Annotated in this window: 21 protein-coding genes; 14 read left to right on the top strand and 7 right to left on the bottom strand. The window is 66.8% G+C overall.

Annotation, left to right across the window (positions count from 1 at the left end; genetic code table 11):
• Positions 1–12 precede the first annotated feature (12 nt).
• Genes galK through AC6BOR_RS01745 form a run of 3 tightly spaced genes read right to left on the bottom strand, consistent with a single transcriptional unit; the run spans position 13 to position 4,231 of the window.
• The gene (gene galK / locus AC6BOR_RS01735; RefSeq protein WP_498059511.1) at positions 13–1,134 is read right to left on the bottom strand and encodes a galactokinase; all 1,122 of its coding nucleotides are present in this window, start codon (positions 1,132–1,134) and stop codon (positions 13–15) included.
• Positions 1,131–2,147: a UDP-glucose--hexose-1-phosphate uridylyltransferase gene (locus AC6BOR_RS01740; RefSeq protein WP_498059512.1), complete on the bottom strand. Its 1,017-nt coding sequence runs from the start codon at positions 2,145–2,147 to the stop codon at positions 1,131–1,133. The genes galK and AC6BOR_RS01740 overlap by 4 nt, the downstream gene beginning before the upstream one ends.
• Entirely contained in the window at positions 2,144–4,231 is a 2,088-nt protein-coding gene (locus AC6BOR_RS01745) for an alpha-galactosidase (protein ID WP_498059513.1), read from the bottom strand. The genes AC6BOR_RS01740 and AC6BOR_RS01745 overlap by 4 nt, the downstream gene beginning before the upstream one ends.
• 238 nt (positions 4,232–4,469) lie before the next feature.
• Between AC6BOR_RS01745 and AC6BOR_RS01750 the strand changes: the two genes are divergently transcribed.
• The 3 genes from AC6BOR_RS01750 (at position 4,470) to AC6BOR_RS01760 (ending at position 8,213) form a co-directional block, all read left to right on the top strand.
• Positions 4,470–5,237: an esterase/lipase family protein gene (locus AC6BOR_RS01750; RefSeq protein WP_498059514.1), complete on the top strand. Its 768-nt coding sequence runs from the start codon at positions 4,470–4,472 to the stop codon at positions 5,235–5,237.
• A 56-nt stretch (positions 5,238–5,293) separates the two neighbouring features.
• Positions 5,294–6,826 (top strand): wax ester/triacylglycerol synthase family O-acyltransferase, encoded by a 1,533-nt coding sequence (locus tag AC6BOR_RS01755; protein ID WP_498059515.1) that lies wholly within the window; start codon positions 5,294–5,296, stop codon positions 6,824–6,826.
• 73 nt (positions 6,827–6,899) lie between these two features.
• On the top strand, positions 6,900–8,213 hold the full coding sequence (locus tag AC6BOR_RS01760) for an ABC1 kinase family protein (RefSeq protein ID WP_498059516.1): 1,314 nt from the start codon (positions 6,900–6,902) through the stop codon (positions 8,211–8,213).
• Here AC6BOR_RS01760 and AC6BOR_RS01765 read toward each other — a convergent pair.
• Entirely contained in the window at positions 8,201–8,677 is a 477-nt protein-coding gene (locus AC6BOR_RS01765; RefSeq protein WP_498059517.1) for a YbaK/EbsC family protein, read from the bottom strand. The two genes, AC6BOR_RS01760 and AC6BOR_RS01765, sit on opposite strands and share 13 nt — an antisense overlap.
• A 109-nt stretch (positions 8,678–8,786) precedes the next feature.
• Here AC6BOR_RS01765 and AC6BOR_RS01770 point away from each other — a divergent pair, with 109 nt between their 5' ends.
• The 8 genes from AC6BOR_RS01770 to queE all read left to right on the top strand — a co-directional run bounded on the left by AC6BOR_RS01770 (position 8,787) and on the right by queE (position 19,244).
• A complete protein-coding gene (locus AC6BOR_RS01770) occupies positions 8,787–9,524 on the top strand; it encodes a hypothetical protein (RefSeq protein ID WP_498059518.1) in 738 nt (245 codons plus the stop codon).
• Positions 9,525–9,550: 26 nt separating this feature from the next.
• Complete coding sequence (locus AC6BOR_RS01775) at positions 9,551–12,763, top strand: WD40/YVTN/BNR-like repeat-containing protein (RefSeq protein ID WP_498059519.1); 3,213 nt, start codon at positions 9,551–9,553, stop codon at positions 12,761–12,763.
• Positions 12,763–14,706, top strand: coding sequence for a TonB-dependent receptor plug domain-containing protein (locus AC6BOR_RS01780; protein WP_498059520.1), 1,944 nt, complete (start codon positions 12,763–12,765; stop codon positions 14,704–14,706). Before AC6BOR_RS01775 ends, AC6BOR_RS01780 begins: the two co-directional genes overlap by 1 nt.
• A gap of 124 nt (positions 14,707–14,830) precedes the next feature.
• Positions 14,831–16,018, top strand: coding sequence for an aspartate aminotransferase family protein (locus AC6BOR_RS01785; RefSeq protein WP_498059521.1), 1,188 nt, complete (start codon positions 14,831–14,833; stop codon positions 16,016–16,018).
• Between the two features lie 115 nt (positions 16,019–16,133).
• A complete protein-coding gene (gene argF, locus AC6BOR_RS01790) occupies positions 16,134–17,060 on the top strand; it encodes an ornithine carbamoyltransferase (RefSeq protein ID WP_498060685.1) in 927 nt (308 codons plus the stop codon).
• Positions 17,042–17,950 (top strand): Hsp33 family molecular chaperone HslO, encoded by a 909-nt coding sequence (hslO, locus tag AC6BOR_RS01795; protein ID WP_498059522.1) that lies wholly within the window; start codon positions 17,042–17,044, stop codon positions 17,948–17,950. Before argF ends, hslO begins: the two co-directional genes overlap by 19 nt.
• A complete protein-coding gene (queC, locus tag AC6BOR_RS01800) occupies positions 17,947–18,615 on the top strand; it encodes a 7-cyano-7-deazaguanine synthase QueC (RefSeq protein WP_498059523.1) in 669 nt (222 codons plus the stop codon). The genes hslO and queC overlap by 4 nt, the downstream gene beginning before the upstream one ends.
• On the top strand, positions 18,612–19,244 hold the full coding sequence (gene queE / locus AC6BOR_RS01805; protein ID WP_498060686.1) for a 7-carboxy-7-deazaguanine synthase: 633 nt from the start codon (positions 18,612–18,614) through the stop codon (positions 19,242–19,244). The genes queC and queE overlap by 4 nt, the downstream gene beginning before the upstream one ends.
• Positions 19,245–19,248: 4 nt before the next feature.
• Here the strand turns inward: queE and AC6BOR_RS01810 are convergent, their stop codons facing one another.
• Positions 19,249–20,967 carry a DUF885 domain-containing protein gene (locus tag AC6BOR_RS01810; protein ID WP_498059524.1) on the bottom strand — a complete coding sequence of 573 codons (1,719 nt, stop codon included), beginning with the start codon at positions 20,965–20,967 and terminating at the stop codon, positions 19,249–19,251.
• 22 nt (positions 20,968–20,989) lie between these two features.
• Positions 20,990–21,439: a preQ(1) synthase gene (gene queF, locus AC6BOR_RS01815; protein ID WP_086116347.1), complete on the bottom strand. Its 450-nt coding sequence runs from the start codon at positions 21,437–21,439 to the stop codon at positions 20,990–20,992.
• A gap of 122 nt (positions 21,440–21,561) precedes the next feature.
• On the opposite strand from queF, the gene sseA reads away from it, so the two are divergent.
• The 3 genes from sseA to AC6BOR_RS01830 are packed head-to-tail and all read left to right on the top strand — an operon-like array spanning position 21,562 to position 24,177.
• Complete coding sequence (gene sseA, locus AC6BOR_RS01820) at positions 21,562–22,401, top strand: 3-mercaptopyruvate sulfurtransferase (protein WP_498059525.1); 840 nt, start codon at positions 21,562–21,564, stop codon at positions 22,399–22,401.
• Entirely contained in the window at positions 22,398–23,603 is a 1,206-nt protein-coding gene (gene metC / locus AC6BOR_RS01825) for a cystathionine beta-lyase (RefSeq protein WP_498059526.1), read from the top strand. Before sseA ends, metC begins: the two co-directional genes overlap by 4 nt.
• A gap of 31 nt (positions 23,604–23,634) precedes the next feature.
• Positions 23,635–24,177: a chlorite dismutase family protein gene (locus AC6BOR_RS01830; RefSeq protein WP_498059527.1), complete on the top strand. Its 543-nt coding sequence runs from the start codon at positions 23,635–23,637 to the stop codon at positions 24,175–24,177.
• Between the two features lie 3 nt (positions 24,178–24,180).
• On the opposite strand, the gene prfB is transcribed toward AC6BOR_RS01830, so the two are convergent.
• A protein-coding gene (gene prfB, locus AC6BOR_RS01835) for a peptide chain release factor 2 (RefSeq protein WP_498059528.1) occupies positions 24,181–25,309 on the bottom strand; the annotation gives its coding sequence in 2 pieces (ribosomal slippage) (positions 24,181–25,239 and positions 25,241–25,309; 1,128 coding nt in all).
• Positions 25,310–25,336: the final 27 nt, after the last annotated feature.

Genomic DNA, 25,336 nt, shown 5'->3' on the forward strand with positions numbered 1-25,336 from the left:
TCAGAGCGCTCCTCAGCCGGCGTTTTCCAGCAGGATATCCAGCGGCCCGCCATCGGGTGGGCGGTAATCGCGTGTCACGATGGCGCGCACCCGTTCGGCCTGAGGACTGGGCAGCACGGCAACCACGGCACCGCCAAAACCGCCGCCGGTCATACGCGCGCCGCCGCTGGGGCCGATGGCGGCGTTGAGCACATCGACAAGCCGGTCAACATCGGGGTGGCTCACCTCGAACAGATCGCGCAGGGAGGCATGGCTGGCGCGCAGCAGATCGCCGAGGGCAGGCAGATCCCTGGCGGCGATGGCCGCTTCGGCGGCGGACACGCGGGCAATCTCGCCGATCACATGTTCGGCGCGGCGCGCCACAACCGGATCAAGCCCGGCACCGGCCAGCGCCGCCAGCCTGGCCTGGCGCAGCGATGGCAGGCCCAGCGCGGCGGCAGCCTGTTCGCAATCGGCGCGGCGGCGGTTGTAATGCCCCTCCACTAGGCCGCGGCGCACGCCCGATTGCACGATCATCACCGCCCAATCGGCAGGCAACGGCACCTGCCGCGTGGAAAGATCGGCGCAATCGAGCAGCAGCGCATGGCCAGGGGCGCCGGCTGCCACCGCCATCTGATCCATGATCCCGCAGCGCACGCCGGCCCATTGATGTTCGGCCTGCTGGGCCGCCAGCGCCAGTTGCCGCGGCGTGGCGTTAATGCCGGCCGCCGCACACAGCGCCCGGCCCACCGCCACACACAGGGAGGCAGAAGACGACAGGCCAGAGCCGCGCGGGATGGACCCGGCAATGGCCAGCTGCGCCCCGCCCGGGTTGAGGCCCTGGGCCGGCAGCCCGGCCGCCATGCCGCGCAGATAGGATCGCCAATCGGCTGGCTGGTGCGGGGTGGCGGTGCCGGGGGTGAAGCGATCAATGGCAGCATCGAAATCAAGCGCGACGGCAGCAATCTCCGGCGCCTGGGTGGCACGCCAGGCGATGGCGGTGCCCACCGAAATCGGCATCGGCAGCACGCGGCCATCGTTGTAATCGACATGCTCGCCAATCAGATTGACCCGGCCGGGCACGAACACCACGCCATCGGGCGCGGTGCCAAGGGCCGCCACAAAGCCCTGCCGTGCCCGCTCGATCACGCTCATGCGTCACCTCCTGCCGCCCGCAGCCGTGCCGCAGCCATTTCGGGCGTGATGTCCCGCTGCGTCTCGGCCAGCAGTTCGAAGCCGACCATATGCTTGCGCACCGTGGCCGAGCGCAGCAGCGGCGGGAAGAAATGCGCGTGCAGCCGCCAATGCGCCGTGTCATCGCCCAGGGCATGGGGCGCGCCGTGCCAGCCCATGGAATAGGGAAAATCACAGGAAAACAGCGCGTCATAGCGGCGGAGCAGGCGCGAGAGGATGGCGGCCAGCGCGGCGCGGGCCGCGCCATCAAGCTGTTCCAGGCGGGCCACCGGCGTGCGTGCCACCAGCAGGGTTTCAAACGGCCAGGCCGCCCACCATGGCACCACCGCCAGCCAGTGTGCGTTCACCTCCACCAACCGCTCGCCGGCCGCCAGTTCGGCCGCAACCACCGCATCCAGCAAATTCTGGCCATTGGCCGCCAGCCATTCGCGCTGGCGCAGATCTTCCTTCTGCACGAGTTCGGGCAGGAAATCGCTGGCCCAGGCCTGCCCGTGCGGGTGCGGGCTGGACGCGCCCATCATGGCGCCCTTGTTTTCGAACAATTGCACATGCGCCCAGCGCGCGCCCAGTTCGGCCGACAGGCTGCACCAGCAATCGACCACCTGGGCGATGGCCGCCTGCGGCAGCCGCGCCAGCGTCGCGCCGTGATCAGGGGCGAAGCAGATGACCTTGGCCTCCCCCCGGGCTGGCTGGGAGCGGAACAGCGGGTGGGGCGGCGCTTGCCCGCCTTCATCGAGCAGGGCGGCAAAATCATTGGCGAACACGAATGTGCCGTCATAGACCGGGTTGGTCTCGCCGGTGGCGCGGTGGTTGCCGGGGCAGAGATGGCAGGCCGGATCATGCGCCGGGGCGGGTGGCGGCGGTGGCGGGGCAGCATCGCCCTGCCAGGGCCGAAGCGCGCGGTGGGGCGACACCAGCCGCCATTCGCCGGTGAGCAGATCCTGCCGGCGGTGCGGGCGATCAGCAAGTGTCACGCGGAGCGTCTCCCGTGGAAAATCGCCACGCTTTCGGCTGCGAGCGGCGGCATCGGCAGGCCGGCGTGGGCCAGCCAGCTGCCAGAGAAATCAACCGGGCTGTGCCACAGTGGCGGCAGCTGCTGATCCAGCCGGCGCGGGCCACCGGCGATGCGCAGCAATTGCAGCCGGCAGGCCGCTCTGCCAGCCAGGAAGGGCAGCTGCAGCGGTTGCGGCCGGCGATCCTGCGCCGGTGCGGTGCGAATGGCGAAGAGGAGGAACTCATCACCCTGCCCTTGCGCCTGCCAGATGAGGCCATCGGCCCCCTGCCCCAGCCAGACCTGGCCGCCGTGCAGCAGGTGCCGCCATTGCTTGTGAAAGCCGATCCAGTCGGCCAGTTCGGCCCGCTCGTCAGCAGCAAGGCGGCGCGGATCAAGTTCGATCCCGAAATGGCCGGGCATGGCGACGGCGGCGCGGAAGCGCAGGGACTGGCGGCGGCCGGTGGCATGGGCCGGGCTGGCACCGATGTGCGATCCCATCACTTCGGGCGGCAGAAAGGCGAGGAAGCCGCGCTGGATGGCGGTGCGGCTGACGGCATCAAGATTGTCGCTGGCCCAGAAGCGGTGGGTGTGGGCGATGATGCCGGCATCACAGCGGCCGCCACCGCCGCCGCAGCTTTCAATCTCCACCGCCGGATGGGCGCGGCGCAGGCGGGCCAGCAGATCATATGTGCCCAGCACCTGCGCGGCACCGCCTGCGGGCGCCAGATCGCGGTTGTGATCCCATTTCAGATAGGCGATCGGCACATCGCGCAGCAGCGCATCGAGCATGGCGAACAGATGGTCGCGCACTTCGGGCCGGCGCATGTCGAGCACCAGCTGGTTGCGCGCGGTTGGCCGGTCCCGGCCGGGCAGGTGCAGGGCCCAATCGGGATGGGCGCGATAAAGATCACTGTCGGGATTGATCATCTCGGGTTCGACCCACAGGCCGAACTCCATCCCCATGGCGATGATGCGATCCGCAAGCGGTTTCAGGCCGCGCGGATATTTGGCCGGGTCCGCCGTCCAGTCGCCCAGGCCGGCGGTATCGCCCTTGCGGCCGCGGAACCAGCCATCATCCAGCACGAAGCGTTCGATGCCGATATCGGCACAGGCCTGGGCCAGCGCAGTGATGCGTTCCTCGTCATGATCGAAATAACAGGCTTCCCAGCTGTTGGCGTGCACCGGGCGCGGGCGCATGTGGCCGCCCGGCCAGGTGATGCGGTCGCGCACGGCGGCGTGCTGCTGCTGCATGGCGCCGTTGCGGCCCTGGGCCGAGATGGCGAGGATGGCATCGGGCGCCTGCCAGCTGCCGCCCGGTTCCAGGATGATCCCGGCCGGCACGGCGCCGGCTGACAGGATCCAGCCGCCTTCATCATCCCGTTCGATCGAAAGGCGGCTGTCTCCGGACCAGGCCAGTTGCAGGGCAAAGACCAGGCCCTGATCGAAACCGGCATCCCGATCCAGCACCAGCACGGCCGGTGGCCCGCCATGGCCGGTAAGGCCGCGCCGCGCTTCGCGCCGCCAGGCTTGCTGGGGCATTGGTTCGGCACATTCCACCTGTTCGGCATTGTGGCGGCCGCGCCAGCAGTGCAGCTGCGCCGCGCTGGCCGGCAGTGGCACCAGCAGGCTGGCCAGCCAATCGAGCGCCAGCGGCTGCCCACCGATGTTCGTCAGCTGCGCGGAGAAGACAAAGGCACCGCCCGCTGCAACCCGCACCTGCTGCACCAGTTCGAGCCCATTGGCGGCATCAGCCAGGGTGATGGCCAGCGCATCGGGGCCATGGTTGATCGCGACCGCATCAAAGATCGGCACCAGCGCCGCGCCGTTCTGGCTGACCGCCAGTGCCGGCGGCCCGAACCAGCCCAGGCCAGCGGGCGGCAGGCTTTGCAGCGGCACATCGGCATCCAGCGAGAAGGTGGCGGGCATGCGGCCGGCGGCCAGCGGGGCCAGTGCTGCGGGGTCGACGCGCCGGCCCAGATGCCGCCACAGCGGCGGCGCGCCGGCCTGGCGTTCGAGCACGAGGCTGGCCTCCCCGCTGTGCAGCGAGATGATGTCCGCCGTCATCAGGCCCGTGGTGCCGCGATGATCATGTGGTTGAAATATGTCATCCCCAAGCCCATCCGATTCAGCGTTTGTCCGCCGATGTTGCTGCCACAGGGATTGCCCATGATGCGGCCCGGCGCAAGGCCGCAGCGGGCGCGGCCCCGGCGGTGCAGGCCGGATGACGCGATGGTGAGTTGCGTTGCCGGGCTGGCGGGTGCAGAGCTTGTCGCCTTAAAGGCTGCCAGAAAGGCTGCACCGCATGTCCACCGCCACCGCCGAAGCGCCGCGTTTGCGGGCCCCGTCCATGCTGCTCACCCTGTCGGAAGGCCGCGGCCTGATGGAGCTGGCCGCCGCCGTTGCCACACGGCCGCTGATGATGACCGCGCCCAAGGGCGATGGCCACCCGGTGCTGGTGCTGCCCGGTTTCATGGCGAGCGACACCTCCACCGCGCCCTTGCGCAAATATCTCAGCGATCTGGGCCATGATGCCCGGCCGTGGGGCAATGGCCGCAACCTGGGCCGCTTTTACAAGATGCGCGACGTGATGCGCCAGCAGCTGGTGGAACTTCATGCCGAAACCGGGCGCAAGGTCTCGCTGGTCGGTTGGAGCCTGGGTGGGGTGTTTTCGCGCTATCTGGCGCTGACCGTGCCGGATTCGGTGCGCTGCGTGATCACGCTGGGCAGCCCGTTTTCCGGCGACATCAACGCCACCAACGCCAGGCGCCTCTATGAATATATGTCGAAGGAAGGCGATCCCGATCCCAATGATCTGACGCTGCTGGCCGGCGATCTGCCGGTGCCCAATTCGTCGATCTACACCAGGCTTGATGGCGTGGTGAACTGGCGCACCTGCATCGCGAAGCCGGCGCCCAATGCCGAGAATATCGAGGTGCATCTGGCCAGCCATCTTGGCATCGGTGTCAACCCGGCGGCGCTGTGGGCGGTGGCCGATCGGCTGGCGCAGCCGGAAGGCAGTTTCACCCCCTTCCGCCGCAATGGGCCGTTCGCCTTCGCATACGCCGATTGACTTTCGCAGCCGCTGGCCATCACTCTGTCCCCCAGGGGATCGAGGGGAATGGGCCAATGGCTGATGCCGTGAAATTGTCGACGCTGGATGCCGGGTTTCTTTATATGGAAACGCCGGAAATGCCGATGCATGTCGGCTCGCTTTCCATGTTCCAGCTGCCCGATGGCTATGAGGGCGATTTCTTCGAGGCGTTCAAGGCGCAGATTGCCGACCGGCTGGCCGATGCGCCGATGCTGAAGCGCAAGCTGGCGCGGACCGCACTGGACATGGACCATCCGAGCTGGGTGGAAGATGAGCAGTTCGACATCAACCGCCAGATTTTCCGCGCCAGCCTGGCAGCGCCGAGCGACATGGCCGCGCTCCGCCGCACCGTGGGCTGGATGCATGCCAAACTGCTGAACCGCGCCCGGCCGCTGTGGGAATTTTATGTGTTTGAAAACATGCCGGGCAACCAGGTTGGCCTGTATGTGAAGATCCATCATGCGCTGATCGATGGCGGTGCCGGCGTGGCGCTGACCAAGATCATCTATGACGTGGTGCCCAATGCGGGGCCACGGGTGCGCGCGCCGGCGGCGGAACCGGCGGAGGCTGAGGACAAGCCGGGTTTGGCCGAAACCGCCAGCAATGCCATGCAATCCTATCTGCGTTTCTGGCAGGCGCCGTTTTCGCCCGAAGCGGTGGATTTCAAGCTGCCGCGCACCGGCAAGACCGATCTGGGATCGGTGCTGCTCGATCACATGGCCGGCCAGGTGGAGATGGGCGTGAAATTCGCTGCCGCGCTGCCGGCGATGGCGGGGGCGGCCACCCGCTCCATGGCCAGCTTCATCGATCCGGCGCGACTGTCGGATCTGCAGAATCTGGTGGCGCCCAAGACCGCGCTCAACAAATCGATCAGTTCGGAACGCGCCTTTGGCAGCATCACCCTGTCGCTGCCGCGGGTGAAGGCGGTGGGCAAGGCCGCCGGCGGGTCGCTGAACGATGCGGTGATGGCGATTTCGGCCGGCATCCTGCGGCGCTATCTGCGCGACACGGGCGGCGTGCCCGACAAGCCGTTGACCGCAGGCGTGCCGATCTCGCTGCGCGATGAAGGCAATGCCAATGCCAACAACCAGGTGTTCGCAATGATCTGCCCGCTGGCGACCAACATCGATGATCCCAAGCAGCGGCTGGAAACCATCGTGGCCGAAAGCGGCAAGGCCAAGGAAATGGTCAACCCGTTCAAGGCCTTTGTGCCGCTGATGACCAATGCCTCGGCGCTTGGCCTGCCGGTGGCGGCGCAGCTGCTGGCGCTGCTTTATTCCCGGTCGGGCCTGGCGGACGTGCTGCCGCCGGCCACAAATGTGTGCATTTCAAACGTGCCTGGCCCGCGCATGACGCTTTATGCCGCCGGGGCCGAGCTGCTGCATCTTTATCCGGTTTCCATCGTCACCCACGGCATGGCGCTGAACATCACCGTGCAGGGCTATCGCGACCAGCTGGATTTCGGCCTGATCGCCGGGGCCAATATCCTGCCCGAGGTGCAGGGGCTGGCCGACCTGCTGGAGGAAGAACTGGTGGTGCTGGAACAGGCGTTCGGGCTGGCGGCCTGACGCCGGGCGTTTTTCCCAGCGCGGCAATCACCCGCACTGGCGGGGCCGGGCCTTTGCCGGCAAGGGCTTGGCCATGCTCCCGGCCCGCCCCCGCACTGTCCCCTCCTCCCGTCTGTCACGGCTCGCCGGATTTGGCCGGTTGGCCGGCGGCATTGCCGGCAATGTGATCGGCGGCGGCGCGCGCGAGATGCTGAAAGGGCAAAAGCCCGATCTGCCCAGCCTGCTGCTCACCCCCGCCAATGCCAAACGGCTCGCCGATGAGCTGGCGCGGCTGCGCGGTGCGGCGATGAAGCTGGGCCAGTTGATCAGCATGGATGGCGGCGAGGTGCTGCCGCGCGAACTGGCCGACATATTGGCGCGCCTGCGGGCCGAGGCCGATCCGATGCCGGAAAAGCAGCTGAACGCCGCGCTGGAGGCCGGCTGGGGGCCGGGCTGGGAAGGCCAGTTCCAGCGCTTTGACCGCACGCCGATTGCCGCAGCCTCCATCGGCCAGGTGCACCGGGCGGTGGCGCTGGATGGCCGCGATCTGGCGATCAAGGTGCAATATCCGGGCGTTGCGGCCAGCATTGACGCAGATGTCGACAATGTGGCGACGCTGGTGAAGCTTTCGGGCCTGCTGCCGGCCGGCTTTGCGCTGGATCCACTGCTGGAAGAGGCCAAGCGCCAGCTGCACGAGGAGGCCGATTACGCCCGCGAGGGCGCGATGCTGGCGCGCTTTGGCCAACTGGCGGCGGATTGGCCCGATGTGGTGGTGCCGGCGCTGGCCGCCGATCTGTCGCGCCCGACGATATTGGCCATGGGCCATGTCAAGGGGGTTGCCATCGACAAGGCCGCCGCTCTGCCCCAGACCGAGCGTGACCGGCTGATGACGCTGATGCTGCGCATCTTGATGGCGGAGTTGTTCGATTGGCGGCTGATGCAGACCGACCCGAATTTCGCCAATTACCGCTATGACCTCAACAGCGGCCGGCTGGTGCTGCTGGACTTCGGCGCGGCGCGGGTGGTGCCCGATCGCATCAGCGATGGTTATCGCGCGTTGTTGGCATCGGGCCTGGCTGGTGATGATGCGGCGCTGCTGCGGGCGATGGCCGATATCGGCATCTTGCCGCCCGCCGCCCCGGCCGCCATGCAGGAGACGATCTTGGCGATGGCCCGCGATGGCTTTGCGCCGCTGCGGCTGGATGGGCCGTTCGATTTCGGCGCCGGTGGGCTGGCCAGCAATCTGAAGGACCAATCGCAGACGCTGATCGGCCAGCGCGACCATTTCACCGCGCCGCCGCCCGATGTGCTGTTCATCCAGCGCAAGATCGCCGGCATGTATCTGCTCGCTGCCCGCCTGAAGGCGCGGGTGGATGTGGCGGCGCTGGTGCGGCCCTATACCGGCTGATCCGGCAGTTTGCAGGCATCGACCCAGCCGTTGGCCAGCAGATCGGCCAGGCGCTGCGGTGCGATTTCGACCGAGCTTTCGCGGCTGCCGGCCGCAGGGAACACGGTGTCGAAGGACTTCAGCGACACATCCAGCCACACCGGCAGCGGGGTCTTGAGGCCGAAGGGGCAGACGCCGCCGACGGCATGGCCGGTCAGCGCCAGGGTTTCCTCTGCATCCAGCATGCGCGGCTTGCCGCCCAGCGCGGCGCGGCACTTGGCGTTGTCGAGCCGGGCGGTGCCGCTGGTGACGAGCAGAAGCGCCTCGCCATTCACCCGCATGGCCAGCGACTTGGCGATGCGCGCGGGCTCGACGCCCAGCGCGGCTGCGGCTTCGAGCACGGTGGCAGTAGAGGCGCCGGGGATGATCACCGACACGTCGGGCGCATGCGCCGCTAGCCAATCGAGGACATCCTGGTGTGCCATGCCGCTGTGTTTGGCCGGCTTTTTCGCAATGCACAAGAGTATTGCATTGACAATACACCTGAGCTGAGTCAGCCTCTGGCCATAACCGCAAACCTTGTCCGGGGGATTTATGCGACTTTCACATGCAGCGCTGCTGGCGCTGATGCTGGCCCATGGCGCCCATGCCCAACCGGTGGCCCAGCCCACCGCCGATGATCTTGTGCAGAAAAATCTGGCGGCGCGCGGCGGTCATGCGGCAATGGCGGCACTGAACAGCCTGACGCTGGACGGCAAGCTGATCTTCCCCGGCGGCTTTGAGCTGACCTATCACGAAGTGCGGTCGGGCGGCGCGGTGCGCGTGGAAGCGGCGCTGCAGGGCCTGACCCTGGTGCAGGCTTTTGACGGCAAGGGCGGCGGCTGGCGCATCAACCCGTTTGAAGGCCGCAAGGATGCCGAGAAGATGGGCGACGACGAGGCGCGCAGCCTGGCGGATGCCGCCTCCATCCCCGGCGTGTTGCTCAGCGCCAGGGCCGATGGCGCCACCGTCACCTATCTGGGCCGCGAGGATTTCGATGGCACTGATTGTTACAAGCTGAAGGTGACCCAGAAGGATGGCGACGAGTTCGTCTATCTGATCGATCCTGATTCGATGCTGGAAGTGAAGGTCATCGAAACCCGCAAGATCCGCGGCGCGGTGCAGGTGAACGAGACCGAACTGGGCGATTATGAGGCGGTGAACGGCGTGATGTTCCCGATGTCGGTGGAAAGCGGGCCGCAAGGATCGAGCCAGCGCCAGCGCACCATCATCACCAAGGCCGCGGCCAACGAAGCCGCACCGGCCACGCTGTTCGCGCAGCCGGGCAAGTGAACCAGGGGATTTGGGGGAACATGACCATGACGCGTTTCGCGCTTCTCGCCGGCTCTGCGCTGGCGCTTGCTGTTGCCAGCCCGGTGCTGGCCGCCGACACACCCAGCGCCGGCATTTCGGGCTTGGGCATCCGCAACATCGGTTCGGCCGAAATGTCGGGCCGCATCGCCGCCATCGCTGCCCGGGCCGAGGATGATGGCAAGCTGACGATCTTTGTTGGCGCCGCCAGCGGCGGCGTGTGGAAATCCGAAGACGGCGGCACCAGCTTCACGCCGAAGTTTGACCGGCAGCCGGTGCAATCGATCGGCGCCATTGCGCTGGACCCTTCGAACAAGCGCATCGTGTGGGTGGGCACCGGCGAAGCCTGGACCCGCAACAGCGTGTCGGTGGGCAACGGCATCTACAAATCCACCGACGGTGGTGACAACTGGACCCTGATGGGCCTGCCCAATGTGGAGCGCATCACCAAGATCGTCGTGCACCCGACCAACAGCGACATCGTCTATGCCTGCGCCCCCGGCCCGCTGTGGAGCGACAGCGCCGACCGCGGGCTCTACAAGACCAGCGATGGCGGCAAGACCTGGGTGCAGATCCTGAAGGGCGCCAATCTTTCGACCGGCTGTTCGGGCGTAAGCCTGGACCCGTCGAACCCGGACCGCATCCTTGCTGGCCTGTGGGATTTCCGCCGCAAGGGCTGGACCTTCCGGTCGGGCGGCGATGGCCCGGATGCACCGTCGGGCAGTGCCATGCTGGTCTCGAACGACGGCGGCAAGACGTGGGCAAATCTGGATGCGACCAGCGCCAAGGGCCTGCCCAAGGGCCCGTGGGGCCGCATCGAGGTGGTGCATGCGCCGTCCAAGCCGGAGCGTGTCTATGCCGTGATCGAGCATGCCAAGACCGCGCTTTATGTGTCGGAGGATGGCGGCAAGACCTGGGAAGAGCGTGACCGCAGCCGCAACATGGTCTGGCGCCCCTTCTATTTCCAGAAGCTGGTGGTGGACCCGACCAACGCGGATCGCCTGTTCAAGATGAACCTGCGCGTGATCGTGTCGGACAATGCCGGCAAGAGCTTCACCGACACCGCCGGCGGCAGCCATGCCGACTGGCACGATGTGTGGGTGAACCCCAAGAACCCCAGCCACCTGATCGGCGCCGATGATGGCGGCCTGTGGATCAGCTATGACGGCGGTTCGAAATGGTGGCACGGCATGAACCTGCCGATCAGCCAATTCTATCATGTCGCCATCGACGACAAGGACCCCTATCAGGTTTATGGCGGCCTGCAGGACAATTCGAGCTGGGTGGGCGACAGCGAGTATCCGGGCGGCATCACCAACAGCCGCTGGGAAAATCTCTATGGCGGCGATGGGTTCTGGGTGCTGCCCGACCCCGCCAGCCCCGATCATGTCTACGCCGAATATCAGGGCGGCAACATCGCCTGGATCAACCGCAAGACGCTGGAACAGAAGGCCATCCAGCCCAAGCCGGGTTACAAGGAAAAGCTGCGCTGGAACTGGAACACGCCGCTGGCGCTGAGCCCGCACGACAAGTCGGTGCTCTATATGGGCAGCCAGTATCTGCACCGCACGCGCGACCATGGCACGACGTGGGAACGCATCTCGCCGGATCTGACCACCAACAACCCGCTGAAACAGCAACAAGAAAAATCGGGCGGCATCACGGTGGACAACAGCTCCGCCGAAATGCACACCACCATCTATTCGATCAGCGAGAGCCCGAAGGCCGCCGGCACCATCTGGGTCGGCACCGATGATGGCAATGTGCAGGTGACCACCAATGGCGGCACCAGCTGGACCAATGTGACCAAGGCGCTGAAGCTCGGCCCGGAAAACTGGATCAGCTGGGTGGAGGCAAGCCAGCATGATGCCAACACCGCCTATGTGACGGTGGACCGGCACATGTGGGGCGATTTCGCGCCGCATGTGTTTGTGACCCGCGATGGCGGCAAGAGCTTCACACGCATCGCAGGGCCGGCGACGGCGGCAGTGCGCGGCTATGCCCATGTCGTGAAGGAAGACCGGGTTTCGCCCAACATCCTTTATCTGGGCACCGAATTCGGCCTGTTCATCAGCCGCGACACCGGCGCGACCTGGGAAGAATTCCGCCCCGGCAATTTCCCGGCGGTGGCGGTGCGCGACATTGCCCAATCGAAGAAGGGCGATGATCTGGTGCTGGCCACCCACGGCCGCGGCATGTGGGTGATCGATGATGTGTCGCCGCTGCGCGCGCTGAAGCCCGAAACGCTGGCCGCCAATGCCGTGCTGATCCCCAGCGGGCCGGTGGAGCAGCGCATCCAGGGCAATGGCGGCTGGAGCGCCGGTGATGCCATGTATGTCGGCCAGAACCCGTCTGACGGGGCGGTGATCACCTATTACCAGAAGGCGCGCCACGTCATCGGCCGCATGAAGCTGGAAATCATCGGGCCCGATGGCCAGGTGGTGGAAGAACTGCCGACATCGAAGCGCAAGGGGCTGAACCGGGTGGAATGGTCGATGCGGACCAAGCCGCCGGTGGTGCCGCCGGCCGCCAGCATCGCCGGCAACAGCATCGTGGGCCAGCGCGTGCTGCCCGGCGCCTATACGGTGCGGCTGACCAAGGCCGGCCAGGTGACGGAAGCGCCGCTGACCATCACCACCGATGCCCGCGCCAGCTTCACCCTGGATGACCGCAAGGCGCAATTTGATGCGGCCGAGCGGGTGAAGACGCTGTTCCGCCGCATGACCGGGCTGACCTTTGGCCTGGTGGCCATGAAGCAGGGTGCCGAACAGGCGGCCGCCGATGTCAAGGCCACTGCAGCGGCGAAGAAGGCGGCGCTGGAGCTGGCCGGCAAGGCCGATGCCCTGCGCCGCCAAGTGGTGGCCACCACCGAAGGCGGCGCCATCACCGGCGAGGAGCGGCTGCGCGAAAACATGGACAGCGCCTATGGCCAGATCATCAGCACCGAAGGCCGGCCGCCGGCCTATGCTGTTGCCCGCGTTGATGCGCTGGAAAAGGAGCTGAAGGAGGTGGAGGACGCCTTTGCTGCGCTCAAGACCAGCAAGGCCGCCGCACTCAACGGCCAGCTTGGCAAGCTTGGGATGCAACCCATTGATCTGGCCGAGGTGGAGGTTGAACTGGAGCCGACCGGCGGCAAGCTGGAAATGATTGCCGAACGGCTCGTTGGCACCCGTTTCTGGGGCAATTGGGACGCGCTGCTGCGCAAGGATGAAGTGGACTGATGCAACGCCCGCTTGTTGCCGCCATGCTGGCCGGCTGCGCCCTGCCCGCCATGGCAGCGCCGGCCGGCCCGGCTGATGCGCTGATCACCGTCACGGCCCCGGCCACGCCCGGCCGCGTGTTCAGCCCTGGCGTTGCGCTGGGCGACGATGCCCTGCTCGACCGGCAGCCGCGCAGCATCGCCGATGCGCTGAAGGGCCTGCCCGGCGTGTCGATCCGGCCCAATTCGCGCGGCGAAAGCGTTGTGCGGGTGCGCGGCAGCGAGGAACGGCAGACCCAGGTGTTTCTGGACGGCGCGCCGCTGGCGGTGCCGTGGGATGGCCGGGTGGATATCGGGCTTGTGCCGGCCGGGCTGATCGGCCGGCTGACGGTGCGCAAGGGCGCCGGGGCCATCGAATATGGCGCCAATGCGGTGGCCGGCGTGCTCGACCTGAACACGCGGGACGATGGCGCGGTGGGCCAGGCCCAGGCTGGCAGCTTTGGCATCCGCAACCTGTCGGCCGCCGGCGTGGTGGCGTTGGGCGGGCTGAACTTGACCATCGGGGCGGCGCACCAGGCGCAAGGATCGGCCGTGGTGGCCCGGCAATCGGCCCTGCCCTTCAGCCAGGCGCCATCAGATCGGCGCACCAATAGCGATATCAACGCCACCAGCATGTTTGCCGGCATCGGCGGCACGGCCGGGGTGCTCGATTGGCGCGCCAGCCTGCTGCACATCGATGCCCATCGCGGCATTGCGCCTGAATCCGATCGCAACCCGGCGGTGACCGCGCCGCGCTATTGGCGCTATCCGGATTGGAGCCTGACCCAGGCGCAGGTGGCGCTGCAACTGGCGCTGGGCGATGCCACCGCGCGCGCCACCATCTGGCGGCAATGGTTTGGGCAGACCATCGAATCCTATCGCGACGTCAGCTACACAGCCCTGCGCGCCCGTGAGGGCAATGATGACGACACGCTGGGTGCGCGACTGACGCTGGTGCACCCGGCCGGCCCCGCCACCTTGCGCTGGAGCCTTTCAGGCCAGACCGCCGATCACCAGCAGATCGACGTGGCGTTCCCGCCCGGCACGGTGCCGCCGCCCCTGCTCTACCGCCAGACCCTGCTGTCAGGCGGGGTGGAAGCCGATGTGCCGCTGGCCGCCGCCACCGCGCTCACGCTGGGCCTGGGCTATGACCGCAGCGCCAACCCGCGCACCGGTGACAAGCCGGCCCAGCCGGTCAATGGCGCCGCCACCTTTTCGGCGGCGCTGCGCACCAACCCGGCCGCTGGCCTGACCATCACGGCCTCTGCCGGGCGGCGCAACCGCTTCCCCACCGCACGCGAATTGTTTGGCGAGGCGCTCGGCCGCTTTCTGGCCAATCCCGATCTGAAGCCGGAGCAAGTCTGGCTCACCGATGTCGAGCTGCAATGGCAGACGGGCCCCCTCACCCTCACGCTCAATCCCTTCTGGCAGCGCGGGCTGGGCACCATCGGCCAGCGCATCGTGCGGGTGGGCACAACCAGCCTGCGCCAGCGGTTCAACCAGGTGGCCACCACCAGCTATGGCATCGATGCCGCCGTGCAATGGCGGGTGCAGGAGCATCTGACCCTGGAACTGACCGGCACCGCGCTGGATGCCAGCAACAGCCTCGGCCAACCGCTGGTGCAGCGCCCGGCGCAGGAGGTGATGCTGGCGCTGGATTGGGCACCGCGGTCCGCGTTCGATGTGCGCGCCGAAATCCGCCACGCCGGCCCGGCGCGCGATCTGGCGCCCGATGGCACGCTGGCCCGCCTCGCCCCGGGGACAGAGGTGAACCTGCGTGCCCGCCTGCCGGTTGCCCATATCCGCAAGACGCCGATCGCGCTCACCGCGGCGGCCGACAATATCTTCAACGGCCTGATCACGCCTCAGCTGGGGCTGCCGCTGCCGGGCCGCACCCTGCGCTTTGGTCTGATGGTTGGGGGTTGAGAGCGGCCTGCCAAGCCGCTATAGCGCAAGGCAAAGGCGGCTGCCGTTTGGGCCGCCTTTTTGCGTTGCCAGTTATTGCGTGTTCGGCGTCCGCATCCAGACGCCCGGTACGGGAACGAAGACGATGACGATCAGCCCGCTGATGCCTGTGTATGGCCGGTGCGAGGTCGCGCCGGTGCGAGGCGACGGCTGTTATCTCTATGATGCGCAAGGGCGCGAGTGGCTCGACATGGCGAGCGGCATTGCCGTCAACTGCCTGGGCCATGGCCACCCACATCTGGTGCAGGCGATCCAGAAACAGGCCGCCACGCTGATGCACACATCCAATCTCTACAAGGCGCCGGCGCAGGAGCATCTGGCCCAGCGCCTGGTGGACCTGACCTTTGCCGACACGGTGTTCTTTACCAACTCCGGCGCCGAAGCCATTGAATGTTCGGTGAAAACCGCATTCGCCTATCATTATGCGACCGGCAACCCGCACAAGCATCGCATCATCACCTTCTCCAACGCCTTCCACGGCCGCACGCTGGCGACCATTTCGGCGACCGATCAGGAAAAGCTGCGCAAGGGCTTCGAGCCGCTGCCGGACTGGTTCAAGGTGGTGCCGTTCGATGATCTCGCCGCCGCCGAAGCCGCCATCGACGACACGGTGGGCGCCTTCATGGTGGAGCCGATCCAGGGCGAAGGCGGCATCCGCCCGGCCAGCCCGGAATTTCTGCAGGGCCTGCGCGCGCTGGCCGACAAGAATGGCCTGCTGCTGATCCTCGATGAGGTGCAGTGTGGCGTCGCCCGCACCGGCCATCTGTTTGCCCACGAGATGTATGGCGTGACGCCCGACATCATGGCGATTGCCAAGGGCATTGGCGGCGGCTTCCCGGTCGGCGCCTGCCTGGCCACCGAAAAGGCTGCCGTCGGCATGGTGATTGGCACCCATGGCAGCACCTATGGTGGCAACCCGCTGGCGATGGCGGCCTGCGAAGCGGTGCTCGATATCGTGACCGAACCGGATTTTCTGCTGCAGGTGCGCGAGATGGGCGCCCGGCTGACCCAGGCGCTGGAGCAGATGATCCCCAATCACGATACGCTGTTCGAAAGCGTGCGGGGCCATGGCCTGATGCTTGGCCTGAAGCTGAAGAGCGACAGCCGCGCCTTTGTTGGCCACGCCCGCAGCCATGGCATATTGGCCGTGGCCGCCGGTGACAATGTGGTGCGCCTGCTGCCGCCGCTGACCATTGGCGAGAAGCAGATCCGCGAATGCGTGGAGCGCCTGTCCGAAGCGGCGCGCACCTATCAAACGGCCGCCGCTGCCTGAACCTGCTCCCCTCCCGCTTGCGGGAGGGGTTGGGGGTGGGCCGATGCAGCTGGCCCGTCTCCGATCATTTCCACCCCCGACCCCATCCGCCAGGCGTTTGGGGAGGATGACCAAAATGCCCCATTTCCTCGATCTGGCCACTGCCACCCCCGCCGGCCTGCGGGCGATTTTGGATGAAGCCCACCGCCGCAAGGCGGCGCGCGCTGGCTGGCCCAAGGGCCGGGTGGACGACGATGCGCCGCTGGCCGGCCATGTGCTGGGCATGATTTTTGAAAAGCCGAGCACCCGCACCCGCTTTTCCTTCGACATGGCCGCCCGCCAGCTCGGCGCCACCACCATCGTGTCGAGCGCCGGCGAGATGCAGCTGGGCCGCGGCGAGACCATCGCCGACACCGCGAAGGTACTGAGCCGCATGGTCGATGCGCTGATGCTGCGCACCAACCGCCACGAGAAGCTGGAGCAGCTGGCCGAACATGCCGGTATTCCGGTGATCAACGGCCTCACCGATCTGTCGCACCCCTGCCAGGTGATGGCCGACATCATGACCTTTGAAGAGCGCGCCGGCCGGCCGGTGACGGGCTCCACCTGGGCCTATGTTGGCGACGGCAACAACATGACCAACTCGCTGATCGAGGCCAGCAGCCTGTTGAAATTCGATCTGAAGGTGGGTGTGCCGCACGGGCTGGAGCCGGATTCGGGCGTGATGGCCACCGCCTGCGCGCGCGGCGGCTGCATCGATCTGGTGCACAATGCCCAAGCCGCGGTGGAAGATGCCGAAGTGGTGGTGACCGACACCTGGGTGTCGATGGGCCAGGCCGACACGAAGGAAAAAATGGCTGCCTGCAAGCCGTTCCAGGTGAATGATGCGCTGATGGCCAAGGCTGCCCCCGGCGCGATCTTCCTCCACTGCCTGCCCGCCCACCGCAATGATGAGGTGACCGACAGCGTGATGGACGGCCCAGCCTCTGCCGTGTGGGACGAGGCGGAAAACCGCCTGCACGTGCAGAAGGCCATCCTGCTCTGGTGCCTGGGCCGCATCTGATGGTGACCGAAGGCCTTGCCCCCACGGCCGATCGTTCGCTGGGCTTCATGGTGCCGGCGCGCAACGCGCGCGGCCAGGTGGTGCGGCTGGATGCAACGCTGAACGCGATCCTGGCCGCCCATCCCTATCCGGAGCCGCTCATTCGCCTGTTGGCCGAAGCCCTGACGCTGACCGCGCTGGTGGGCGCGGCGATGAAACAGGATGATGGCCAGGTGACGCTGCAGGCGCAGGCCAAGGGCGGAATTGTCGAGCTGCTGGCCTGCGACTGGCGGGCCGGCGAGCTGCGCGGCTATCTGAAACATGACCCGCAAGCCGTTGTAACCGAAGCCATGACCCTGCCCGATCTGTTCGGCAGTGGCTATCTGGCCATCACGGTTGACCAGGCGGTGTCGGACGAGCGCTGGCAGGGCATCGTGCCGCTGGAAGGCGCGACGCTGGGTGAGGCGCTGGAGACCTGGTTCAGCCAATCCGAACAATTGCCCACCCTGATGCGCGTCGGCGTGGCCGGCAGTGCGGCCACCGGCTGGCTGGCCGGCGGCCTGATGGTGCAGCATCTCGCCCGCGCCGAAATCGGCGGCGAGCGGCTGGATGCCGGCGAGCAGCATCCGGACTGGAGCCATATCGAGGCGCTGGCCGCCACCACATCAGTGGAAGAATTGACCGACGCCGAGCTTTCGGCCGAGGCGTTGCTGTGGCGGCTGTTCCACGAAGAAAAGGTGCGCGTGGTGCCGGGCCCCACCCCGGTGAAGGGCTGCCGCTGTTCGGCGGCGCATATCCGCGACGTGCTGATGCGCTTTCCCGAAGCCGAACGCGCCGAGATGCGCGACGACAAGGGTCTGATCAGCGTCGACTGCCAATTCTGCAGCCGGGTGTTCGGGATCGCGGCATGAGCGGCAAGCTGGCTGTTGTCCTGCTGTCGGGCGGGCTCGATTCCACCACGGTGGCGGCCATCGCGCGGGCGCAGGGCTGGCGCATCCTGGCGCTGACCATTGATTACAACCAGCGCCACCGCATCGAGCTGGAACATGCCGCGCGGGTGGCGAAGGCGCTGGGCGCCGAACGGCATATCGTGTTGCCGCTGGATCTCACCGGCTTTGGCGGATCGGCGCTCACCGCCGATATCGATGTGCCCAAGGGCGGCGTCGAGCCCGGCATTCCGGTCACCTATGTGCCGGCGCGCAACACCATCTTCCTGTCGGTCGCGCTGGGCTGGGCGGAAGCGGCCGGCGCGCGGGATCTGTTCATCGGGGTGAACGCGCTGGATTATTCCGGCTATCCAGATTGCCGGCCCGAATTCATCGCGGCGTTTGAAACCATGGCCAACAGCGCCACCAAGGCCGGGGTGGAGGGTGAACGCTTCCGCGTCCACACCCCGCTGATGACGCTGGACAAGGCCGGGATCATCGCGGCCGGCCAGGCAGCCGGCGCGCCGCTCGAATTGACCTGGTCCTGCTATGACCCGACACCGGAGGGCCGGCCCTGCGGCCTGTGCGACAGCTGCCGGCTGCGCGCCAAGGGCTTTGCCGAAGCCGGGATCGCGGACCCGGCGCTCTGATGTACGCCGTCAAGGAATTGTTCCTCACCCTGCAGGGCGAAGGCGCACAAACCGGCCGGCGGGCGGTGTTCCTGCGCTTTGCCGGCTGCAACCTGTGGTCCGGCCGCGAACAGGATCGCGCCGCGGCCGTGTGCACATTCTGCGATACGGATTTCGTCGGCACCGATGGGCCGGGTGGCGGCAAATTTGCCGGGCCAGAGGCACTGGCCGATGCCGTGGCCGCCTGCTGGGGCGAAACGACGAAGCACCGGCTGGTCGTGTGCACTGGCGGCGAACCGCTGTTGCAGCTGGATGCGCCGCTGGTGGCAGCCCTGCACGCGCGCGGGTTCGAAATCGCCATCGAGACGAATGGCACGCAGGTGCCGCCGCCCGGCATTGACTGGATCTGCGTGTCGCCCAAGGCCGATGCGCCGCTGGTGCTGACCGCTGGCAGCGAGTTGAAGCTGGTGTTTCCGCAGGCCAAGGCGATGCCCGACCGCTTCGCGCATCTGGAATTCCAGCATTTCTTCCTGCAGCCGATGGACGGCCCGGCCCAAGCCGAAAACATCCAAGCCGCCATTGCCTATTGCCTGGCGCACCCGCAATGGCGGCTGAGCCTGCAGACGCACAAGCTGACGGGGATTCCCTGAGCCGTCAGCGCCCGGCCCGGCTGCGCTCCGCCGCCACCCAGGCGCGCATTTCCGCCTCCATCACCGGCAGCGGCACCGAGCCGAGGCCGAGCAGCGTGTCGTGGAAGCGGCGGATGTCAAAGCCGCTGCCCAGCGCCACCTCCGCCTCGCCGCGCAGCTTGCGGATGCTCATCTCGCCCAGCTTGTAGGCCAGCGCCTGGCCAGGCCAGCTGATGTAGCGGTCCACCTCGATCTCGATATCGTGGCGGGCGAGCGCGGTATGCTCTTCGAGATAGGCGATGGCCTGATCCCGGCTCCAGCCCATCAGGTGCAGGCCGGTATCGACCACCAGCCGGCTGGCGCGCCAGTTTTCAAAGCTGGCGCGGCCAAACTCCTCATAGGCATTGCGGTACATGCCGAGTTCCTTGCCCAGAAACTCGGTGTAGAGCCCCCAGCCCTCGCCATAGCCGGAAAAATAGGTCTGGCGGCGGAATGGCGGCGCCGCCGGCGCCTCCAGCGCCATGGCGCCCTGGTGGCTGTGGCCGGGCACACATTCATGCAGGGTGAGCGCGGTGAGCATGAACAGCGGCCGCGATTTCAGATCATAGGTGTTCATGTAACAGGCATCGAGCCCGCCGCGCCCGGAGGTGTAGGTGGGGGCGATGGCATCGGGCACGGGGCGCAGGGTGAAGCGATAGCGCGGCAGGGTGGTGAAAATCTGGTTCAGCTTGCCGTCCATCCGCTTGATGACATAGGCGGAAAAGCCCAGCAGCTCATCGGGCGTGCGGGCATAGAATTGCGGATCGGTGCGAAGAAAGACCAGGAAATCCTTGTATTCGCCCTTGAACCCCGATTGCACCATGGCGGCGCGCAGATCGGCATCAATGCGTGCGACTTCCTTCAGGCCGATCTGGTGGATGGCTTCGGGCGTCAGATCAGTGGTGGTGAATTCCTTCACCTGATCGCGGTACCAGGCGGTGCCATCGGGCAGATCGCGCGCCGCCGTGGAGGTGCGGGTGCCGGGCAGATAGTCCGTGCGCAGGAAGGCCAGCATCTTCGTCTGCGCCGGGTTGACGATGCCATCGATCACCGTCTGGGCCTCGGCACGCAGCTGCGCCTGTTCGGCAGCCGTTATGGTGGCCGGCATCAGCGCGAACGGCGCATAGAATGGGCTTTCGCTGCCTGGCTTGATCTGTTTTTCCAGCGTCTGGTCCCGGCCTTTCAGCGTGATGGCCGGCGGGGTGAAGCCGCGCTTCATGCCGGCGCGCATGTTGGCGATATTCTCGTCAAACCAGCGCGGGATGTCGCGCATGCGGCTGATATAGTCGCGATATTCCTGTGCGGTGCGGAACGGCGCCTGCGCCGGCAGATAATTCCACACGTTCACATCGCTGTTGATCGGCATCTCATAATTGCGCCACTTCAGGCCCACCACCTCGGCGCGCAGCGACTCCTGCAGGACGGCCTTGTTCAAACGCTCCGGCATTGAGAGATCGGTATCGGGAATGGCGGCCAGCTGTTCGAGCACGCCCTGCCAATAACGCAGCCGCTCCGTCTGGCAGGCCGGCGTCACACAGGGCAGGCGCGGGCCCTGTCTCGTGTCCAGCCCATCCTGCACCTGGCCGGTCTGGGCCAAGCGCCATTGCCATTCGGCATCATAAACTGCCTTCAGGCGCTGATCTGCGGTTTGCGCGGCGGCACTGCCAGCCAGCAACAGCGCGGCGGTGATGGTGCGAATCAGCATGATGGTCCCCCCTCTTCCCGTGTCAGCCGCGCCCGCGATAGGTCGGCACGCCCTGATCCGGCAGCCACAGGCCATCGGGCACCGGGCCTGATTGCCAGAACACATCGATCGGAATGCCGCCGCGCGGATACCAATAGCCGCCGATGCGCAGCCACCGGGGCTGCATTTCGGCCACCAGCCGCTGGCCAATGCCCACGGTCACATCCTCGTGAAAGCCGGCATGATTGCGGAACGATCCGAGGAACAGCTTCAAGGCCTTTGATTCAACGATGGTTTGATCGGGCACATAGTCAATTACGATATGTGCGAAATCGGGCGCACCGGTGACCGGGCACAGCGACGTGAACTCCGGACAGGTGAAGCGCACCAGGAACATCGCACCGGGCCGCGGGTTGGGCGGATAATCCAGCACCGCCGCTTCCGGGCTGGCCGGCAGGGCGCTTGTCTGGCCCAAATGCAACACGTCGACCACTTAATCTCTCCAAGCTGTAATAAAGCCGTGTCCGGGCCCGACATTGGGGGTGACATGCGCTGCCTGCGCAATTATGTCACGCCCCTATAGCGAACCTGAAAACATCCCTTGGGAGTAGCCGCATGAACCTTCTGGTGTCCACTGAATGGCTTGCCGCAGAGATGGGCAAGTCTGATCTGCGGATCATCGACGCCACCATGTTCCTGCCGGCCCATGGCCGCAACGCCCGCGCCGAATTTGAAGCGGCGCACATCCCGGGCGCGGTGTTCTTCGATATCGAGGAGGTGTCGGACACGTCGAGCCCCCTGCCCACCATGCTGCCGCCGGCCGAGAAATTCGCCTCGCGCTGCCAGGCGCTGGGTTTGGGCGATGGCAGCCGCATCGTAGTGTATGACAACAGCCCGATCCGTTCGGCCGCGCGCGTGTGGTGGATGCTGCACCTGTTTGGCGCGCACGAGGTGGCGATCCTGGATGGCGGCTTTGGCAAGTGGCAGGCCGAAGGCCGGCCGGTGGAAAGCGGCAAGCCGATCGTGCGCCACCGCCATTTCACCGTGTGGGCCGACAAGAAGCTGGTGCGCGATGCCGCGCAGATGACCGACAATCTGCGCACCAAGGCCGAGCAGGTGGTGGATGCCCGCTCCGCCGCGCGCTTCACCGGCGCCGAAGCCGATCCGCGCCCCGGCGTGCGCCCCGGCCATATCCCGGGCTCGAAGAACATCCCCTATGCCGCGCTGTTCAATGATGATGGCACCTACAAGGCCGCGGCCGAGATCAAGGCGCTGTTTGATGCCGCCGGCATCGATCTGGGCAAGCCGCTGGTGGCCACCTGCGGTTCGGGCATCACCGCCCCGGTGCTCGCCTTTGGCGCCGCGCTCAATGGCAAGACCGATGTGGCCGTGTACGACGGCAGCTGGAGCGAGTGGGGCGCCAACCCGCACAACCCGGTCGTGATGGGCGCGTGACGCAGCGCCGGCCGCCGCGCGCTGACTTGTCGGGGCTGGGCACGGCCACGCAGCTGGCCCAGGCCGGGCGTGACCATGCCGTCGACATGGTCAACGTGCCGGTGGCGCGGGCATCGACCATCTTGTTCGAGAATCTGGCTGATCTGGACCGCGCCATCCGCGATCCCGATGCCGGGCTTTATTACGGCCGGCGCGGCACCCAGAGCCATTGGGCGCTGGAAGACGCGCTGACCGGGCTTGAGCCGGGTGCGGCCGGCACCAAGCTGTTCCCATCGGGCGTCGCTGCCATCACCACCAGCCTGCTCGCCTGCCTGAAGGCCGGCGACGAGCTGTTGATCACCGACAGCGCCTATGAGCCGAGCCGGACCTTTGCCGACCATCTGCTCAGCCCCCTGGGTATCACGACCCGCTATTTCGATCCGCGCTGCGGGGCCGGCATCGCTGAGATCATTTCTGAACAGACGCGTGCCATTCTGCTGGAATCGCCCGGTTCCCTGAGTTTCGAGGTGCAGGATCTGCCGGCCATCAGCCAGGTGGCACGGGCGCGCGGCATCACCACGTTGATCGACAACACCTGGGCGACCTCGCTGCGCCTGCAGCCATTGGCGTTGGGGGTGGACATCAGCATCCAGGCGCTGACCAAATATGTCGGCGGGCACAGCGATGTGATGATGGGCAGCGCCACCGCCAATGCTGCGCTGTGGCCGCGGCTGAAGGCGGCGACCTACCGGCTGGGCCATTTCGTGTCCGCCGATGATTGCACGCTGGCGCTGCGCGGCCTGCGCACCCTCGCCCTGCGGCTGGACCGGCACGAAGCCTCGGCGCTGGCCGTGGCGCGCTGGCTGGAAGGCCACCCCGCCGTGGACCGGGTCTGGCACCCCGCCCTGCCCTCCCACCCCGACAATGCGCTGTTCAAACGGGATTTTTCCGGCGCCACCGGCCTGTTCGCCATCGTGCTCAAACAGGGCAGCCGGCCGCACACCGCCGCATTGATCGACGGGCTGCAGCATTTCGGTATCGGCTTCTCCTGGGGCGGCTATGAATCCCTGGTGCTCCCGGTGGAGCTGGACCGCATCCGCACCGCGACCCAAACACCCCTGCCCGGCCCCATCGTGCGGCTGTCGATCGGGCTGGAGGATCCGGCCGATCTCATCGCCGATCTCGACGCTGGCCTGACGCGCTACATGGCACAGTTCGCGTAACCACAGCGGCCGGGGCGGCGAATGATGGGCCATGCAACAGCCCGCATCCCCCACGGTGTTCAGCGGCGGCGATCTTGGCGCCTGGTCCGTGCTGTCACACCAGACATTGAACGGCCCCGCCATTCCCGAATTTGCCCGGCTGGCGATCACGCCGGCCGCCACGGCGCCGGCCGGCGCCCGCTGGCAGGCGCGCGGGGTGAACAGCAACCTGCGCTATACCAGCCAACAGGAGCAGCGGGAGCTGAGCGGTCACGCCGCCCCGTCTGACCGGGGAGACCGCTGCGCCGTGCTGATCCCCATGTCCAAATGCGCGGCCTGGTGGGGCATGGCGCAGGATCAACGGCTGGCGATCTATGCCCGGTCGCGCCACATGCGCATCGGTATGAGTGTGCTGCCCGAGGTGGCGCGCACGCTCTATCACGGCCGCGATCTGGGCGAGCCGTTCGATTTCATCACCTGGTTCGAATTTGACGAAGCCGCCGAAGCGGCATTCGACGTCATGCTGGCCCGGCTGCGCGCAAGCGAGGAATGGGATTATGTCTGCGCCGAAACCATGATCCGGTTGCGGCGCTGACGATCAGTCCACATCCTCCACGTCAACTGCTTCGCCCGTCACACGCTGCGACAGCGCCGCGGCCATGAACGGGTCGACATCGCCATCCAGCACGTCGGACGGGCTGGTGGAGGTGACCCCGGTGCGCAGATCCTTCACCAGCTGATAGGGCTGAAGCACGTAGGAGCGGATCTGGTGGCCCCAGCCGATGTCGGTCTTGCTGGCCTCGGTCTTGGCGGCTTCGGCCTCGCGGATGGCGAGTTCGCGCTCGTAAAGGCGGGCCTTCAGCATCTTCATCGCGGTGGCGCGGTTCTTGTGCTGGCTGCGCTCGTTCTGGCAGGCGACGATCACGCCGGTTGGCACGTGGGTGATGCGGATGGCCGAGTCGGTGGTGTTCACGTGCTGTCCGCCGGCGCCCGAGGCGCGATAGGTGTCGATCTTCAGATCGGATTCCTTGATCTCGATCTCGATCTCGTCGTCCACCTGGGGATAGACCCAGACGCTGGCAAAGCTGGTGTGCCGGCGCGCCGCGCTGTCATAGGGGCTGATGCGCACCAGCCGGTGCACGCCGCTTTCGGTCTTGGCCCAGCCATAGGCCTGGGTGCCCTTCACCAATATGGTGGCATTCTTGATGCCGGCGGTTTCGCCCGAGTTGAAATCGATCAGCTCGACCTTGTAGCCATGTTTTTCCGCCCAGCGCTGGTACATGCGCAGCAGCATACTGGCCCAGTCCTGGCTTTCGGTGCCACCGGCGCCGCTGTTGATTTCGATATAGGTGTCGTTGTTGTCCGCCTCGCCCGACAGCAGGGCGGCGACCTTGTCCTTCTCGGCCTTGCTCGCCAGCGCCTTCAGCGCGGCCACGCCGTCTTCGGCCATGGCCTCATCGCCTTCCATCTCGGCAAGTTCGATGAGCTCGCAGGTGTCAGCGAGGTCGCGTTCGATGTCGCGCGTCGCGGTGATGGCCTCGTCCAGCCGGCGGCGCTCGGTCATCAGCGCCTGCGCGGCCTTGGGATTGTCCCACAGCTTCGGGTCTTCAACCCGCGCGTTCAGTTCATCGAGACGGCGTAGGGCGCGATCCCAGTCAAAGAGACCTCCTCAGCAGGTCCAGCGCCTGCTTGATTTGGAGGGCAGTGTTTTCGGCTTCGGCTCTCATGGCGGTGCGGATAGGGCCGGCCTGAGC

This window comes from Sandarakinorhabdus sp. FBCC-B8862 (assembly GCF_059745315.1).

What these genes read in the sequence shown, in the direction of transcription:
- AC6BOR_RS01760 (WP_498059516.1), top strand. Translation starts at nt 6,900, where the DNA reads ATGCTCCCGGCCCGCCCCCGCACTGTCCCCTCCTCCCGTCTGTCACGG.
- AC6BOR_RS01750 (WP_498059514.1), top strand. Translation starts at nt 4,470, where the DNA reads ATGTCCACCGCCACCGCCGAAGCGCCGCGTTTGCGGGCCCCGTCCATG.
- AC6BOR_RS01785 (WP_498059521.1), top strand. Translation starts at nt 14,831, where the DNA reads ATGACGATCAGCCCGCTGATGCCTGTGTATGGCCGGTGCGAGGTCGCG.
- AC6BOR_RS01755 (WP_498059515.1), top strand. Translation starts at nt 5,294, where the DNA reads ATGGCTGATGCCGTGAAATTGTCGACGCTGGATGCCGGGTTTCTTTAT.
- AC6BOR_RS01765 (WP_498059517.1), bottom strand. Translation starts at nt 8,677, where the DNA reads ATGGCACACCAGGATGTCCTCGATTGGCTAGCGGCGCATGCGCCCGAC.
- AC6BOR_RS01775 (WP_498059519.1), top strand. Translation starts at nt 9,551, where the DNA reads ATGACGCGTTTCGCGCTTCTCGCCGGCTCTGCGCTGGCGCTTGCTGTT.
- galK (WP_498059511.1), bottom strand. Translation starts at nt 1,134, where the DNA reads ATGAGCGTGATCGAGCGGGCACGGCAGGGCTTTGTGGCGGCCCTTGGC.
- sseA (WP_498059525.1), top strand. Translation starts at nt 21,562, where the DNA reads ATGAACCTTCTGGTGTCCACTGAATGGCTTGCCGCAGAGATGGGCAAG.
- queC (WP_498059523.1), top strand. Translation starts at nt 17,947, where the DNA reads ATGAGCGGCAAGCTGGCTGTTGTCCTGCTGTCGGGCGGGCTCGATTCC.
- AC6BOR_RS01780 (WP_498059520.1), top strand. Translation starts at nt 12,763, where the DNA reads ATGCAACGCCCGCTTGTTGCCGCCATGCTGGCCGGCTGCGCCCTGCCC.
- AC6BOR_RS01770 (WP_498059518.1), top strand. Translation starts at nt 8,787, where the DNA reads ATGCGACTTTCACATGCAGCGCTGCTGGCGCTGATGCTGGCCCATGGC.
- AC6BOR_RS01810 (WP_498059524.1), bottom strand. Translation starts at nt 20,967, where the DNA reads ATGCTGATTCGCACCATCACCGCCGCGCTGTTGCTGGCTGGCAGTGCC.
- AC6BOR_RS01830 (WP_498059527.1), top strand. Translation starts at nt 23,635, where the DNA reads ATGCAACAGCCCGCATCCCCCACGGTGTTCAGCGGCGGCGATCTTGGC.
- AC6BOR_RS01745 (WP_498059513.1), bottom strand. Translation starts at nt 4,231, where the DNA reads ATGACGGCGGACATCATCTCGCTGCACAGCGGGGAGGCCAGCCTCGTG.
- argF (WP_498060685.1), top strand. Translation starts at nt 16,134, where the DNA reads ATGCCCCATTTCCTCGATCTGGCCACTGCCACCCCCGCCGGCCTGCGG.